Below are 14,535 nucleotides of genomic sequence, written 5' to 3'. Positions count from 1 at the left end.
GCCAGCGCACGGTGGAGAGGTCGACCGCCGCGGCGTCGACGCGCTTGGATTCCAGCGCCTGCAGCACGTTGGCCTGGGTGTCGATCTGCATCACCTGCGCCTGCGGCAAGGCGTAATGCACCGAGGTCTCGGCATCGACATTCTGCAGGATCGAGACGCGGGTGGCTGAGCCTCCGGCCAGCAGCTTGTCGAAGGTCTTGTTCTCGGACGAAGGCAGCGTCAGCAGCGCGACGCCCTCGACATAGTAAGGCCTGGAGAAGTTGATGAGCTGCGAGCGCTGCGCGCTCATGGTCATGAACTGGATGGTGATGTCGACCTTGTTGGTGGTCACGTTCGGGATGCGCTGCGCCGGATCCTGCATGACGAACTCGACCTTGGTCGGATCGTCGAAGAGGCCCTTGGCGAGGATGCGCCCCATGGTGATGTCCATGCCGACCAGCTCGCCGGCATCATTCTCGAAATGCCAGGGCGCATTGGTGCTGCCGGTGCCGACGATCAGCTTGCCGCGGTCGAGCGCGGTGCGCAGCACGCTGTCGGATGCGGCTTGCGCGGCTGCCTTTTCGGCGCTGACCGCGGTGAGCGCGCCGGCGGCGGCAAGTCCCGCCATTCCCAATTTCAGAAAATCACGTCTGCCGGATGTGTCGTTCACGGCGACCTCCTTTGATGGTGTGTTCCCCAATGAAGCAGCGATGCATGCGCCGGTGATCGATAGGTATTGTCTCTTACAAGAGACGCATGTATCCTGTACAAGACAGATACTAGCATTAGGAATCGACAATGCAAGATGGCAAGACGCAGAGCGAATGGCAGGCCGCCGGCGTGGATGAAGAGAAGCCTGCCAATTCACGCGAGAAGGGCCTGAACCGGGTGCTTCACATTCTGGAGTTCCTGCACGCCAACCAGCGCGCGATCGGTATCGGCGAGCTGGCGAAAGGGCTCAACGCGCCGCGTTCGACGACCTATACGCTGGTGCGCGAGCTGGTCGATGCCGGGCTGCTGGAGATGGCCGGCGACGGCAATCGCGTCTATTTCGGCAAGAAGCTCTACCTCTATGGAATGGCCTATATGCGCGGCAACGATCTGCTCAGGCGCGGGCGGCAGGAGGTCGACACGCTGTCGCGCGAGACGGGGGAGACCTCGGAGCTCTGCATGCTGCAGAGCGGCCGCTACACGATCGTCCATTCGAGCCCCGGTACCCGGCCGTTCCGCATCAGCTCGGCCACCGGGCTGCAGATACCGCTTCCCTGGACCGCTTCCGGCCGGCTGCTGCTCGCCGGCCTCGAACGGAACCGTATCGAGGCGATGATCTCGGAAGAGGATCTCGTGCTGCCGGACGGCCGCAAGATCGAGCTCGATGATTTTGTCGATGATATCGGAAAAGCCCGCGTCACCGGCTATTGCGTGACGTCAGGCCTTGTCGACGCCTACACCAAATGCCTCGCGGCGCCGGTCTTCTCGTCGCCCGGCAAGATCGAGGCGACGATGTGCCTGGTGGTCCCGATCGATACGTCAGAGGAGCGGACAGGCGAACTGGTCGCGCTGCTGCGCGAGCGCGCGGCACGGCTCTCGATCTCGTAGCCTTCGAGCGAAGGAAAGCTCCGGTCAGGCGATGATGTCGGGGATGATGCGGTCTTCCAGCGCCATCAGCCGGTCCTTCAGAAGGAGCTTCTTCTTCTTCATGCGCTGGACCTGGAGCGGGTCGCAGCCCATGGCGATCATCGCGTTGATGGCGGCGTCGAAATCGGCGTGTTCCTGTTTGAGCCGGGAATATTCTAGGCGTATCTCAGCCTGTTCCTGTTCGGACATTATCTACCGTCTGCGTATGCGTCGCCCAAGGATGGGCCTGTCTGGGCGGGGCCGGTGGGGTTTGTGACCGGCGGGCAGCCCATATCACATTTCACATTGTCGTGGAATGCTACCACGCGGCATTCGACATCGAGATTGGTTGGTGGCAAAGTGTCACCGTGCCGTCACAGTAGCGACCTGCGGTGGAACGTGGCTGCGACGGCTGCAATCGAGGAAACCATGAAAGGGAGAACCAATCATGTCTCTTGCATCCCATCTTGATGAGCTGCAGCGGAAGCACGGCGACATCGAGCGCGAAATCACCGATGCGATGATGCATCCTTCGGTAGACGACCTCGAGATCGCCAATCTCAAGCGGCGCAAGTTGGCAATCAAGGACGAGATTGAAAAGCTGAAGGCGAAACCGACGGCACACTGAAGCTCCTCTAGGCAACATAGCCGCCATTGCGGCGCAATCATCCACCCGGTGGCTGTCATGCCACCGGCGTCTGGGTCTTACTCCGGATTTTGACCAGTTTCGGCAGCGGCGGCGCAGCTTGGACACCTTCGCCGCCGGAGTAGGGACTTGTGGTTTCGGCAATCAGTCAGGCAGCCGATTTGACCGGCTGCCTGCCGCTTGCCATTGACAAGCCATCTTTGCTCCTCCACCTCATGCCCGGACCCTTGAGCATCCCTGCTCCAAGCAAAAGGCGGCCGGCATGACCGGATATTTTTCTTCTCCTTTCCCGCGCCGGACATCGATTGGTGTTTCGGTCGGCGACGTGATGGTCGGCGGCGGCGCGCCGGTCGTCGTGCAGTCGATGACCAACACCGACACGGCCGATGTCGACCAGACCGTCGCGCAGGTCGCGGCGCTCAATCGCGCCGGCTCGGAGATCGTGCGCATCACCGTCGATCGCGACGAGAGCGCCGCGGCCGTGCCGCGCATCCAGGAAAGGCTGTTGAGGCTCGGCGTCAATGTGCCGCTGGTCGGCGATTTCCACTATATCGGCCACAAGCTGCTCGCCGACCACCCGGCCTGCGCCGAGGCGCTGGCGAAATACCGCATCAATCCCGGCAATGTCGGCTTCAAGGAGAAGAAGGACCGGCAGTTCGCGGCGATCGTCGAAATGGCGATCAGATACGACAAGCCGGTACGCATCGGCGTCAACTGGGGCTCGCTCGACCAGGATCTGTTGACCCGGCTGATGGACGACAACCAGGCCCAGGGCTCGCCGCTCACCGCGCAGGAGGTCACCCGCGAGGCGATCGTGCAGTCGGCGATCCTGTCGGCCGAGCTGGCCGAAGAGATCGGGCTTGGGCGCGACAAGATCATCCTGTCGGCCAAGGTGAGCGGCGTGCAGGACCTGATCGCCGTCTATACCGAACTTGCGACGCGCTCCAACCATGCGCTGCATCTTGGCCTGACCGAGGCCGGCATGGGCACCAAGGGCATCGTGGCCTCATCCGCGGCGATGGGCATCCTCCTGCAGCAAGGCATTGGCGACACGATCCGCATCTCGCTGACACCGGAGCCGAATGGCGACCGCACCCGCGAGGTGCAGGTCTCGCAGGAACTCTTGCAGACCATGGGGTTCCGGCAGTTCGTGCCGATCGTCGCGGCCTGCCCGGGCTGCGGCCGCACGACGTCCACGGTGTTCCAGGAACTGGCCCAGAGCATCCAGGCCGACATCCGCAAGAACATGCCGGTATGGCGCGAGAAATATCCCGGTGTCGAGAACCTCAAGGTCGCGGTGATGGGCTGCATCGTCAACGGCCCCGGTGAGTCCAAGCATGCCGATATCGGCATATCTTTGCCCGGCACCGGCGAGACGCCGACGGCGCCGGTGTTCATCGACGGCAAGAAGGCGGCGACGCTGCGCGGCCCCTCGATCGCGCAGGATTTCGAGAAGATGGTCGCCGACTATATCGAGCAGCGGTACGGACACGGCAAAGCCGCTGCGGAATGAGCCCATGCGTCGTTTATGGAAGGCGACGCTTTTCCTGGTTTTGGGGTTGTGCTGGACCGGCGAAGCATTGGCCGATCCGCCGCAATCGGCCGCCAAACGGCTGATCGGCCGTGTCTGCGACCTGATCGAGACGCAGGCCGAACAAAACGCCCTGCCCAAGGATTTCTTCGCCCGACTGATCTGGAAGGAGAGTCGTTTCGACCCCAATGCGGTGAGCCCGGTCGGCGCGGAAGGCATCGCCCAGTTCATGCCGGGCACGGCCAAGCTGCGCGGGCTTGCCGATCCCTTCGACATCGAGCAGGCCATCCCGGCTTCAGCGAAATATCTCGCCGAGATGAAGGTGGGTTACGGCAATCTCGGCCTCGCCGCCGCTGCCTACAATGCCGGCGAGAACCGCGTGTCGCGCTGGCTGGATTCCGGCGGCTTCCTGCCGATGGAGACCGAAAGCTACGTCTTCGACGTCATGGGCGAACCGGTCGACAAGTTCTCCGACACCGCTTACGCCGGGACCATCCAGCCGCTCGATCCGAAGACCAGCTTCGCAGTCGCCTGCCGCCGGCTGCCGGTGATCATGTCGCAGACAGTCGCCATGGCCTCGATCAACGTCAAGCCGTGGGGCGTCCAGGTGGCGGGCAATTTCCGCCGCTCCGCGGCGATCGGCCAGTGGTTGAGGGTGCGCGGCCGGTTCCCGGCCTTGCTCGCCAGCCACGATCCGGTGGTGAGTCGCGTGCGAACGCCGATCGGCCGGCGCGGCATCTATGCGGTCAGAATCGGCGCCGACTCGCGCGCCGAGGCCAACGGTATCTGCAACAAGCTGCACAGCGTCGGCGGGGCGTGCGTGGTTATGCGCAATCGGTAGCTTTACGCATCGCAACGAAATTGGAGATGCTGGCGGGACAGAGGGGGGGTTGGCGGGAACTCGGCAGTCTTTGTAGAGACCCGTCTTTAGTCAATGGATGCTCAAGCCGTCTTCGCCGCCACGGTTTCGCTCAGCCAGGTGCCGATCTTGGCGCCGAGGCGGTCGGGGGAAACCGGCTTCGGCAGATAGTCGTCCATGCCGGCTTCGACGCATTTCTCGCGGTCGCCCTTCAGCGCATGCGCGGTGACGCCGATGATCGGCGTGTGGCTGCCGTTCTGCTCCTCGATCGCGCGGATGGCGCGCGTCGCCTCGTAGCCGTTCATCTCCGGCATGGAGACGTCCATCAGCACCAGCCGCGGCCGCAGCGAACGATACATTTCGACCGCGGTGCGTCCATTGCCGGCGATGCGGTAACTCAAGCCGAGGCCGCTGAGGATCTGGCCGAAGACCAACTGGTTCACGTCATTGTCCTCGGCGATCAGGATGTCGATCGGGCCGCTCGGCGCGGCGGTCGATTCCGGCGCGGCCGGGACAGGAACGACCGGGCCGCGGATGACGGTGAAGGCCGGCGCGGCCGGCTGGGCCACGACCGGCTCGCGCACGAAATGCGCCTTGGCGCCCTGCGTGCGCGCCTTCTGAATGGCGGAAATGACCGTGCCGAGCAGCACCGCCGAACGCGCCGGCTTGGTGAGATGCGCGACGATGCCGAAATCGATCACCATCCTGCCGAAATCGACCTGGTCGACCGAGGTGAGCAGCACGACAGGAATGGAGGAAAGGCGGCTGTCGGCGGCGATCGACCTGGCGACGTCGGCGCCGTTCATGCCGGGCATCTGGTAATCGAGGATGATGCAGTCGACCGATGCGCCGAGCTGGCAGGCGCGGTCGAGGAAGGCAAGGCCGACGGCGCCGCTCTCGGCCGCGGCGCAATCGAAGCTCCAGCTTCTTAACTGCTCCAGCAGAATCTCGCGATTGACGGGATTGTCGTCGATGACCAGCACGCGGGCGCCAGTGACGTCGACCGGCACGATCTCGTCACGCGCTGCCTGGCTGTGCGCCGGCAGCGGCACCGCGAACCAGAAGACCGAGCCGCGGCCGATCTCGCTTTCGACGCCGATCTTGCCACCCATCAGGTCGACGAGGCGGGCGGAGATGGCGAGGCCGAGGCCGGTGCCTTCGTGACGGCGGGTCGACGAGCCGTCGACCTGGGCGAATTTCTCGAACACGCTCTGCAGCTTCTCGGCGGGAATGCCGATGCCGGTGTCCTCGACGCGGACCTTGAGCTGGACCACGCCGTCGACAACATCGCCGCCGACATCGATCAGCACATGCCCCTTCTCGGTGAACTTCACCGCGTTGCCGAGCAGGTTGGTGACGATCTGGCGGAAGCGCCCGGCGTCCCCGACGACGAAGGCCGGCAAGCGCGGATCGACGCGCACGATGAGCTCGAGGTTCTTTTCGGCAACCCGGGCCGAAACCAGGGTGGCCACGTCCTCGACCGCCTCGGCCAGGCGGAAGGGCGCGGGGTCGAGCGTCAACTGGCCGGCATTGATCTTCGAGAAATCGAGGATGTCGTTGATGATGGTGAGCAGCGCGTTGCCGGATTTGACGATCACGTCGGTGAAGGTCTTCTGGCGTGGCGTCAGCTCGGTCTTGGCGAGAAGCTCGGCCATGCCGAGCACGCCGTTCATCGGCGTGCGGATCTCATGGCTCATATTGGCCAGGAATTCCGACTTGGCGCGGTCGGCCGCTTCCGCCTTGAACAGCGATGCGGCGGTTTCGGCGAAGGCGCGGCGGATCGCGTTCTCCATCGGCCGGAAGATCAGAATCGCCGCGATGGCGATCACGGCGATCAGCAGGCCGCTCGCCCACAAGAGCAGCCGGTCGCTGGAAGCGTCGGCGAGGTGCCGCTCGTCGTCGAGCGCGGTGCGCACGCGCACCAGCATCGGCTGGGCGAAAAGATCGTTCTGGTTGCGGATCTCGCGATAGCTCCATTCGTCGACTTTCTGGGCCACCGACATCAGGTTGAAGTTGCGTACCATGTCGCGCGCCGACCAGAACAGATCGCCGTTCACCGAAGCGGATTCCAGCGCGTTGAGGGTGTTGTTCGACAGGCGCGGCCTGATCGCCGCAAGCTGCGCGTTCAGGATCTCGATCTCGCCCGTCAGCCGTTCGGAATGGCCGCGCGCGGCGGTGGTCAGCGCCTCGCGCGTCTCGGCCCGCCAGGCCGTTCCGGTCGTCTCGGCGAAATTGGTGGCGTTGCGCAGGTCGCGGGAGAAGATGACGAAGTTGCCGCTCAGCGCGTCGACCTCGTGACGGTATGAATTCACGCGGTTGAGCGCGAACATGACGGCGGCCGAAGCCAGCGCGAAGACGAGCAATCCCGAAATATAGCGAATCCGGATCGACCGGATGAAGGAGGAGTACTCCGGCATGCGCAACCCCAAACCCATACGCACAATTTTAACGGTCGGGATTACGCTTGATTTACATTAAGATTTCGTTGGTGCGCGGCCAGACATCGCCGGCGACGACACCAACGGTCGTAGTTGTTCCAGAACGGCCTTGCCAATCACGCCTCCGGGAAGGACCGAGTTCCTCGATGACTGTCGCATCAGGATAGGTGCTTCAAGCCCGATGTGACCAGATCTGTAACCAGCGGGTGCTTGGCCACGTAGTGCACCCCACAAGCAGCTACCTGACGTATATGAAACGCGCTTTGCAATTAGTTAATTAAGTGCTAATATAATCCGTCTTGTTACCGGTTGATTGACACACCAACTTAAAGAACTGGAGGGTGCGTTGCTGCGCGCCGCGATCCAGTTGTCGGATCGGCGCCGCGTTTGCGCATGGGTAAAATGTCCGCATCCAGAAGAGTGTCAGGAGGCGCGGCGGTCTAGCTGCCGCCGTTAGTGCCTCCTCCCCGAACATGCCTTGAAGACAGACCGCTCCGGTCAAGACCGGAGTGTATCGCTTTTCTTTTGTCTGCAGGTCACTGCCAGAGGTGACCTGCGATGAGGGAGATGGTGACTCTGGCCAACAAGGGAGTAACACATGTGTAGACAGTTGTTTTTGGCGGTTGCAACCGCCGTTTCCCTGGGCGGCGCGCTCATGCTTGGCACAGGCAACGCGGGAGCGCAGAATCTGTGCCCCGGCGTCTCGGCCACACAGTGCACAGACCTATGCGGCGATGCCGGGGTGGCTTCCTGCACGAAGACAGGGTCGACGCCCGATTGCGTCTGCAACACGACGACAAAGGACGTGAACGGCAACGCGTTCGGCACGGCGACGACGGATACTTCAAGCGGCCAAGGCAATTTGGGCAACAAGACCGAGACGAGCTGCACCGGCAATCCGGGGCATTGCAAGTAATGGCCGGAATGTCTCGCCTCGGGTATCTGCATTTGATGCGGCGTGGTCATTGCCTGACGCGAAGCTATGGGTAGTTGAAGTCCCGCCCGCTCACGAGCCAGGGCGAACAGCCGGGAGAGCCCCGCCCTCCCGGCGATATGGATTAGGTCGCACATGATGATGCGCAGTGTCCTGTTTGCGGCGGTGATCGTCGGCGCGGCAACGATGCCGGAGGCTTCGCTCGCACCGTCGCTGACGTCGGGGGCCGAGCAGATTTCATCAGCTTTCCGGCAGCTGCTGATGCAGGTGAAGCCTACGCACTCCGAAGCGCTGAAGAGGCCGGCATACCAAACCGAAGTTGTGGAGCGGGGCGACATCGTTACGACCGTGCAAGCCGCCGGTACGCTCAATGCACTGGTGGTCGTGGAAGTCGGGTCTCAGCTTTCCGGCCGGATCAAGGAGCTTTACGCCGATTTCAATTCCAAGGTGACCTTGGGCCAGGTCATCGCGCGTGTCGAACCGGAAATGTATGAGGCCCGGGTGGCCCAGGCCGAAGCCGAACTGGAGATGGCGCAGACGCAGGTCTTGGTGCAGCAGGCGCAGATCGAACGAGTCCGGGCCGAACTGGAGACCGCTGAAGCCAAGCATGAAGCGGCGGTGGGTCAGAACAGGCGTGCGCAAATAGGGCTTGCCGAGGCGCTCCAGGACATGGAACGCAAGCGACCGTTGGCACAGCGCAATGTCATTACGGCAGGCGAATGGGAGCGCACCCAGAACGCGCACGAATCGGCTGAAGCACAGGCCACATCCATCGGCGCGGAGGAGTTGTCGCAACTGGCCGCCGTCCGCGCCGCCCAATCAAGCGTCAGCATGGCTGATGCGGAGCTTGCCAACATGCTGGCCCAGGTCAAGCAGAGGGAAGCCATGCTTCGGCAGGCCCGGATCGATCTTGAGCGGACGTATATCCGAGCGCCGGTCACCGGCACAGTGGTCAATCGTGCGGTGAGCGGCGGTCAGACACTGGCGGCGGGCTTGCAGACGCCGATCCTGTTCACCATAGCCAAAGACCTGACGCAGATGCAGGTCGAAGCAACGGTGGTCGAAGCCGATATCAGTCGTTTTGCCGTAGGACAGCCAGTCACTTTCACTGTTGATGCCTATCCCGATCGCGTTTTCGGCGGCTCGGTGAAGCAGATCCGCAAGGCGCCGCAAATCGTGCAGAATGTCGTCGCCTATGTCGTTGTGGTGGCTGCCGAAAACCCGGAAGAGCTTCTGCTGCCGGGGATGACCGCCAATCTCGAAGTGGTGGTGGCAAGACGGGAACATGTTCTCAAAGTGCCCAATGCCGCCCTGCGTTTCCGCCCGAAGGATACCAGGCCGGACGGGCGTCGCCTCGCAGTTATCCCTTCATCCAAGCTCGCAGCGGACCGCGGCATAGAGCCTGGATCGGCCGGCCAGGTGTTCGTGTTGGGACCGCATGATGAACCAAGGCCGGTACCGCTTCGTCTCGGGATCACTGACGGCCGAACGACGGAGGTTGTGGCTGGCGATCTCACCGAGACGCAGCCGGTGATCGTTGGGCCCGCCGCACCCGGCCCGGAGGACGAGGCGTCTTCCGTGCTGATCAGGTTCCGCTTTCAGTGAGAGAGCTCGCCGTGGCCCTGATCGAAGTCGAGGACGTACACCGCAGCTACCGCATCGGCGGCTCATGGATCAGAGCGCTCGACGGCGTGAGCCTGACAATCCAGCAGGGTGAATTCGTCGCCGTGAAGGGACCGTCGGGTTCGGGCAAATCCACCTTCATGAACATCCTGGGCTGCCTCGACCGGCCGACCAAAGGCAGATACCGGCTGGATGGGATCGATGTCGGCCGCCTTCATCACGATGCGCTCGCGGCTATCCGCAACCGCAGCGTCGGCTTCGTGTTTCAGTCATTCAATCTGCTGCCACGTGCCAGCGCCCTGGAAAATGTCGAGCTGCCGCTCCTCTATCGTCGTATGTGGCCGGGCGAGCGCCGCCGGCGCGCGCTTGCGATGCTCGAAAAGTTCGGTCTGGCGAACCGGGCGAGTCACAAGCCGGCCGAGCTGTCGGGCGGTCAGCAGCAGCGCGTCGCCATTGCCCGCGCTCTGGTCACCGGGCCCTTGGTTCTGCTTGCCGACGAGCCGACCGGTGCGCTCGACAGCCAGACCGGGCAGGAGATCATGAGTATCTTCCGCGATCTGAATGGTGAAAGCCTGACGGTCGTTGTGGTTACGCACGAGACAGAGGTTGCCGCCAATGCCGATCGCATCGTGACCTTCCGAGATGGCCGCGTGGTGCCTGAGGATTCCGAGACGCGGAGCGGCTTGAATTCGGGCGACACCTGCCATCTGTCGCTGGTTCGCAGCAATGCCCGGTAGCGTCAGAACAGCTCTGCGGTCGCTTCGCGCTCACCATCTGCGCAGCACGCTCACCATGCTGGGCATCGTCATCGGTGTTGCCGCCGTCGTCGTGATGATCGCGGTGGGGATCGGCGCTCGCGACCGAATCGCGGCCCAGATCCGCAGCCTCGGCGCGAACCTTATCGTGGTGACGCCAGGCAGTGTGCGCATGGGCAGCGTGCGTTTGGGCAGCGGCGCCGCGCCGCAGCTGAGCGAAGACGACGCGCTAGCGATCCAATCGGAGATCCCCGGTGTGGTCGTGGCGGCACCACTACTGCATGCCCGCGAGCAGCTCACCGTCGGATCGCTGAACTGGCAAGGCGTGCTTCGCGGCGTGACGCCCGGCTATTTTACGGCGCGGGAATGGCGCGTGATCGCGGGTCGGGAGATGACCTCGGACGACGACCGACGCGCCGCCAACGTGGTGCTCCTCGGCACGACGATGCGCGAGAAGCTGTTTGGCGAGACCGATCCTGTCGGCTCTGCTATCCGCATTCGTGGCGTGCCGTTCACGGTCATAGGCCTGCTGGAGCGGAAGGGGCAAAGCGTTTGGGGTGAGGACCAAGACGATGTGGCGCTGGTACCGCTGAGAACGGCACGACGCCAATTTGTCGGCACGAGCCGGGCCAATCCCGCCCTCGTGCACAATATCACCGTCAAGTTCGCCGACTGGTTATCGGCCGATGATGCGATGGCAGCCATCCGCGATCTCCTGTGGCAACGTCACCGGTTGCGGGCAGGTCAGGAAGACAGCTTCATGATCAGCAACCTTGCGGAAGCCGCCGATCTCGAGGGTTCGACTACGCGAGTCGTGTCGCTGCTGCTTTCCGCCGTCGCCTCGGTCTCGCTCGTGGTGGGCGGCATCGGCATTATGAACATCATGCTGGTGACGGTGACGGAGCGCACCCGCGAGATCGGGCTCCGGCTGGCGGTCGGTGCGCGTCGACGCGACATCCTTGTCCAGTTTGTCGTCGAGGCAATGACGCTCGCCTCGCTGGGTGGAATGCTAGGCGCGCTTGTCGGCATCGCCGCCGCAACCGGCATCGGCGCCTTTGCCCGATGGCCGGTGGTCATCGACATCAGCGCGGTGCTGCTGGCCGTCAGTTTCGCCGCCTGCGTGGGTGTTTTCTTCGGCTATTATCCCGCCCGCAAGGCGGCACGGCTTCAGCCTATCGACGCCTTGCGCGCTGAGTGACCTTCCGGGTCGGCCGCGGTCGGAGCATCGAAGCTACCGCAGTTATTCGAGACCTGGCGGCGAGCAGTCGCTCCTGGAGCATGGCTGACAAAGCCGAAAGGGCGTTAATCGCTCGCGCTTCAGCTATTGCGTGTCGCGACGCGCATCGCCGCCTCGCCATCGGCGGAAAAGAGCGCCGCCGATGGATCAACTTGAAACGAGCCGCTCGGCAAGCGGCTCGCCCGGTTCAAATCAAGCAATATCCTTGGCCCGGTAGGCATCGGGAAGAATGAAGACTTCGTCGGCGCGGCCATAGCCTCCATCGGGAATTTCTTCGATCAGCACCATGGTGTAGGGACGCACATCCTCGCCGAAATATTCGACAAACATCTGCGTGGTCTTGTGGACGAGGTCTTCCTTCTGCGCTATTGTGAGGGCGGCTTCGGGCATCTTGAAGTTGGCAAATGGCATTTCCAGGTTCCTTCGGGTTGGATTTCACAGCGCTGGATGGAGAAGGTCGGCGAGGCCGATGCGCTCCAGAAGCTGCGTCCGGACGCGATCGGCGACGCCGTTGACGATGGTCGCGCCGTCATCGGACGGATCGATATGGACACGGAACGGCCGGCGGCCATGCGGCATCTCCACGAGATCGACGATGGCCTGCGCGACCTTTGAGGGATCGGCATCGGCGGGTTCCAAGCCGGCAAGGCCCTTGAGCGCCTTGTCGTCCGCGCCGGCATACGGTCCCGACCAATAGGCGGCGGCGCGTTCGGTGTCGTCCGGTTTGCCGGAATGGGCGAAATGTTCCGTGCCCTTTGTGAAGGCGCCCGGCACCACGATGGTCGTCTCGATGCCGAAACGGGCGAGTTCCAGCGCGTAGCTCTGCGCCAGCGCATCCATGCCCGCCTTGGCGGCAAAGTATGGTGCAAGGAAGGGCGGCGTGCCGCCGCGGGTGCTGCTCGATCCGACCCATATCATCAGAGCTTGGCCGAGCGAGCGCATATGCGGCAGGACCGCACGGTTGACGCGCTGGGTGCCCAGCACATTGACGTCATAGAGCGCAGCCAATTGCTCGGGCGTGAAGGCTTCGGTCGGTCCGAAAACCATATGCCCGGCATTGTGGATGACGACGTCGATCCGGCCGGCTTCGGCGAGGATGGTTTTGACGGCCACATCGATCGACGGTTCGGAGAGCACGTCGAGTTGGATGGCGCTGAGCGCGAGCTTTTCCTCACGCACCAGCCTTTCGATTGCGGCGGCCGCCGCGCCTCCGCGCGCTTGCGGATCCCGCATCGAGGCGTAGACCCGGTGGCCGGCTCTGGCGAGCGCCTCCGCTGTCATTGCGCCGAAGCCGCTGGACGCGCCTGTGATGAGAATTGTCTGCTGCATGATCGTGTACCTTCTTTTTTACGCAGTTCCGGACGCGAAACCGCTGCGAAGTCTTGCCGATTGCCCTTAGATCGCGCCGCCATTGGCGCGGATGACCTGGCCGTTGACCCATTGGCTGTCGGAACCGGCAAGGAAGGCGACGAGCCTGGCGATGTCGTCCGGCTGGCCAAGTCTGCCGAGCGGAATGAGTTTGGTGATTGCCTCGATCTGCGCGGCGCTCTTGCCGTCGGTGAAGAGGTCGGTACCGACCGGGCCGGGGGCGACGGCATTGACAGTGATACGGCGCGGGCCAAGTTCCTTGGCCAGGATGTGCGTCATGGCTTCGACGCCGGCCTTGGTTGCGGCATAGACGCCATAGTTCGGCTGGTAGAAGCCCACCACGCTCGAGGAAAAGTTGATGATGCGTCCGCCGTCGTTCAGCCGCCGCGCGCCTTCGCGCATACCGCGGAATGATCCGCCGAGATTGATCGCAAGCTGGCGTTCGAACTCACCATCTCCGGTCTCCGCGATTGACGACAGCCTCATCATGCCAGCGTTGTTGACGAGGATGTCGGTGCCGCCGAATGCCTTTTCGGCCGCATCGAACAAAGCGGTCATACCGGTCGGTTCACCAATATCGGCCTGCACCGCGAGAGCGGTACCGCCGGCAGCCTCGATCGCCGAAACGACTTCGTCGGCGGCGTCCTTTCCGCGCGCATAGTTTACGATGACGGCAATGCCCTCTTGGGCGAGTCGCTTGGCGATCGCCGCGCCAATGCCTCTCGACGCGCCTGTCACGATCGCGGCTCTTGTCTTCTGCATGATCGATCTCCGTTCGTTTGTTGTGGAACGGATATAGACTGTACCCTCTGCCGGATAATCGGCCCGCTATTGACAGCAGTATTCGGATGGGGCGAACAATCTAACATGGATCGACTCGACAGGATGCGGCTGTTCGTTCGCGTGGTGGAGCGGCGCAATTTCACCGCGGCGGCCGCCGATCTCGGCTTGCCGCGCTCGACCGCCACCGAGGCGATCAAGCAGCTGGAGGATCATCTGGGCACGCGTCTGCTGGACAGGACGACCCGCCATGTCGCCACGACGCTCGACGGGCAGGCCTATTACGAGCGCTGCCTTTTTATCCTTGGAGAGGTGGAGGATGCCGAAGCCGGGTTCCGCAGCGCCGAACCGCGGGGCCTGTTGCGCATCGACGCGCATCCGCTGCTCACGCAGCGATTCCTGCTGCCGGGGTTGCCCGTCTTCCTCGAACGCTATCCCGAGATCGATCTGCATATAGGCCAGGGCGACCGGCTGGTCGACCTGGTGCGCGAAGGCGTCGACTGCGTCATCCGCGCCGGTGAACCGCAGGACAGCGGCATGATCATGCGACGGTTGGCGACGATCAGCGAAATCACCTGCGCCAGCCCTGGCTATCTGGAGAGGCACGGCGTGCCGGCGTCGCCTGATGCGCTGGACGGCCACCAGGCCATCGGTTTCGTCTCCTCGCGCACCGGCGAAGTGCTGCCGCTGGAGTTCACCGTCGGCACAAAGGTGCATCGGGCAACGCTGCCGGGGCGGGTAAGGGTCAACAATTCGGGCACCGCCGCC

At 63.4% G+C, this 14,535-nt stretch carries 14 protein-coding genes; 8 read left to right on the top strand and 6 right to left on the bottom strand.

Going from position 1 to position 14,535, the window contains the following annotated elements; all coding sequences use genetic code 11:
* A partial coding sequence (locus EOA29_RS09610; protein ID WP_127220820.1) for a transporter substrate-binding domain-containing protein occupies nucleotides 1-649 on the bottom strand: 649 nt, incomplete at its 3' end.
* A gap of 128 nt (nucleotides 650-777) precedes the next feature.
* Between EOA29_RS09610 and EOA29_RS09605 the strand changes: the two genes are divergently transcribed.
* Nucleotides 778-1,578, top strand: a complete 801-nt coding sequence (locus EOA29_RS09605; protein ID WP_126091506.1) for an IclR family transcriptional regulator — start codon at nucleotides 778-780, stop codon at nucleotides 1,576-1,578.
* 24 nt (nucleotides 1,579-1,602) lie between these two features.
* Here the strand turns inward: EOA29_RS09605 and EOA29_RS09600 are convergent, their stop codons facing one another.
* Entirely contained in the window at nucleotides 1,603-1,806 is a 204-nt protein-coding gene (locus tag EOA29_RS09600; protein WP_126091507.1) for a DUF465 domain-containing protein, read from the bottom strand.
* 238 nt (nucleotides 1,807-2,044) lie between these two features.
* Between EOA29_RS09600 and EOA29_RS09595 the strand changes: the two genes are divergently transcribed.
* From EOA29_RS09595 to EOA29_RS09585, 3 genes are all read left to right on the top strand, one after another.
* Nucleotides 2,045-2,224 carry a YdcH family protein gene (locus EOA29_RS09595; RefSeq protein WP_126091508.1) on the top strand — a complete coding sequence of 60 codons (180 nt, stop codon included), beginning with the start codon at nucleotides 2,045-2,047 and terminating at the stop codon, nucleotides 2,222-2,224.
* A gap of 280 nt (nucleotides 2,225-2,504) precedes the next feature.
* A complete protein-coding gene (gene ispG, locus EOA29_RS09590; protein WP_126091509.1) occupies nucleotides 2,505-3,755 on the top strand; it encodes a flavodoxin-dependent (E)-4-hydroxy-3-methylbut-2-enyl-diphosphate synthase in 1,251 nt (416 codons plus the stop codon).
* A gap of 4 nt (nucleotides 3,756-3,759) precedes the next feature.
* Nucleotides 3,760-4,614 (top strand): lytic transglycosylase domain-containing protein, encoded by an 855-nt coding sequence (locus EOA29_RS09585; RefSeq protein ID WP_126091510.1) that lies wholly within the window; start codon nucleotides 3,760-3,762, stop codon nucleotides 4,612-4,614.
* Between the two features lie 101 nt (nucleotides 4,615-4,715).
* Here EOA29_RS09585 and EOA29_RS09580 read toward each other — a convergent pair whose 3' ends face one another.
* Nucleotides 4,716-7,049: a response regulator gene (locus tag EOA29_RS09580; RefSeq protein WP_126091511.1), complete on the bottom strand. Its 2,334-nt coding sequence runs from the start codon at nucleotides 7,047-7,049 to the stop codon at nucleotides 4,716-4,718.
* 1,090 nt (nucleotides 7,050-8,139) lie between these two features.
* Here EOA29_RS09580 and EOA29_RS09575 point away from each other — a divergent pair.
* From EOA29_RS09575 to EOA29_RS09565, 3 genes are read left to right on the top strand one after another with little or no spacing between them, the layout of a single operon-like run.
* Nucleotides 8,140-9,609 carry an efflux RND transporter periplasmic adaptor subunit gene (locus tag EOA29_RS09575; RefSeq protein ID WP_126091512.1) on the top strand — a complete coding sequence of 490 codons (1,470 nt, stop codon included), beginning with the start codon at nucleotides 8,140-8,142 and terminating at the stop codon, nucleotides 9,607-9,609.
* An 11-nt stretch (nucleotides 9,610-9,620) separates the two neighbouring features.
* Entirely contained in the window at nucleotides 9,621-10,364 is a 744-nt protein-coding gene (locus tag EOA29_RS09570) for an ABC transporter ATP-binding protein (RefSeq protein ID WP_245464851.1), read from the top strand.
* Between the two features lie 55 nt (nucleotides 10,365-10,419).
* Nucleotides 10,420-11,580 (top strand): ABC transporter permease, encoded by a 1,161-nt coding sequence (locus EOA29_RS09565; RefSeq protein WP_245464852.1) that lies wholly within the window; start codon nucleotides 10,420-10,422, stop codon nucleotides 11,578-11,580.
* A gap of 231 nt (nucleotides 11,581-11,811) precedes the next feature.
* On the opposite strand, the gene EOA29_RS09560 is transcribed toward EOA29_RS09565, so the two are convergent.
* The 3 genes from EOA29_RS09560 to EOA29_RS09550 all read right to left on the bottom strand — a co-directional run bounded on the left by EOA29_RS09560 (nucleotide 11,812) and on the right by EOA29_RS09550 (nucleotide 13,749).
* Entirely contained in the window at nucleotides 11,812-12,030 is a 219-nt protein-coding gene (locus EOA29_RS09560; protein WP_126091514.1) for a 4-oxalocrotonate tautomerase family protein, read from the bottom strand.
* A gap of 24 nt (nucleotides 12,031-12,054) precedes the next feature.
* Nucleotides 12,055-12,951, bottom strand: coding sequence for an SDR family oxidoreductase (locus tag EOA29_RS09555; RefSeq protein WP_126091515.1), 897 nt, complete (start codon nucleotides 12,949-12,951; stop codon nucleotides 12,055-12,057).
* A gap of 63 nt (nucleotides 12,952-13,014) precedes the next feature.
* Nucleotides 13,015-13,749, bottom strand: coding sequence for an SDR family oxidoreductase (locus tag EOA29_RS09550; RefSeq protein WP_189350490.1), 735 nt, complete (start codon nucleotides 13,747-13,749; stop codon nucleotides 13,015-13,017).
* Nucleotides 13,750-13,854: 105 nt separating this feature from the next.
* Here EOA29_RS09550 and EOA29_RS09545 point away from each other — a divergent pair.
* Nucleotides 13,855-14,535, top strand: a 681-nt coding sequence (locus tag EOA29_RS09545; RefSeq protein WP_145969649.1) for a LysR family transcriptional regulator, incomplete at its 3' end; no start/stop codon positions are given.

Source organism: Mesorhizobium sp. M1E.F.Ca.ET.063.01.1.1, assembly GCF_003998155.1.
In the GTDB taxonomy this organism is placed as follows: Bacteria; Pseudomonadota; Alphaproteobacteria; order Rhizobiales; family Rhizobiaceae; genus Mesorhizobium.
Note: the sequence above shows the minus strand (reverse complement) of the source record. Positions and strands in the feature narration are given on the sequence as shown.

What these genes read in the sequence shown, in the direction of transcription:
- EOA29_RS09575 (WP_126091512.1), top strand. Translation starts at nt 8,140, where the DNA reads ATGATGATGCGCAGTGTCCTGTTTGCGGCGGTGATCGTCGGCGCGGCA.
- EOA29_RS09600 (WP_126091507.1), bottom strand. Translation starts at nt 1,806, where the DNA reads ATGTCCGAACAGGAACAGGCTGAGATACGCCTAGAATATTCCCGGCTC.
- ispG (WP_126091509.1), top strand. Translation starts at nt 2,505, where the DNA reads ATGACCGGATATTTTTCTTCTCCTTTCCCGCGCCGGACATCGATTGGT.
- EOA29_RS09585 (WP_126091510.1), top strand. Translation starts at nt 3,760, where the DNA reads ATGCGTCGTTTATGGAAGGCGACGCTTTTCCTGGTTTTGGGGTTGTGC.
- EOA29_RS09565 (WP_245464852.1), top strand. Translation starts at nt 10,420, where the DNA reads ATGCTGGGCATCGTCATCGGTGTTGCCGCCGTCGTCGTGATGATCGCG.
- EOA29_RS09560 (WP_126091514.1), bottom strand. Translation starts at nt 12,030, where the DNA reads ATGCCATTTGCCAACTTCAAGATGCCCGAAGCCGCCCTCACAATAGCG.
- EOA29_RS09550 (WP_189350490.1), bottom strand. Translation starts at nt 13,749, where the DNA reads ATGCAGAAGACAAGAGCCGCGATCGTGACAGGCGCGTCGAGAGGCATT.
- EOA29_RS09580 (WP_126091511.1), bottom strand. Translation starts at nt 7,049, where the DNA reads ATGCCGGAGTACTCCTCCTTCATCCGGTCGATCCGGATTCGCTATATT.
- EOA29_RS09595 (WP_126091508.1), top strand. Translation starts at nt 2,045, where the DNA reads ATGTCTCTTGCATCCCATCTTGATGAGCTGCAGCGGAAGCACGGCGAC.
- EOA29_RS09605 (WP_126091506.1), top strand. Translation starts at nt 778, where the DNA reads ATGCAAGATGGCAAGACGCAGAGCGAATGGCAGGCCGCCGGCGTGGAT.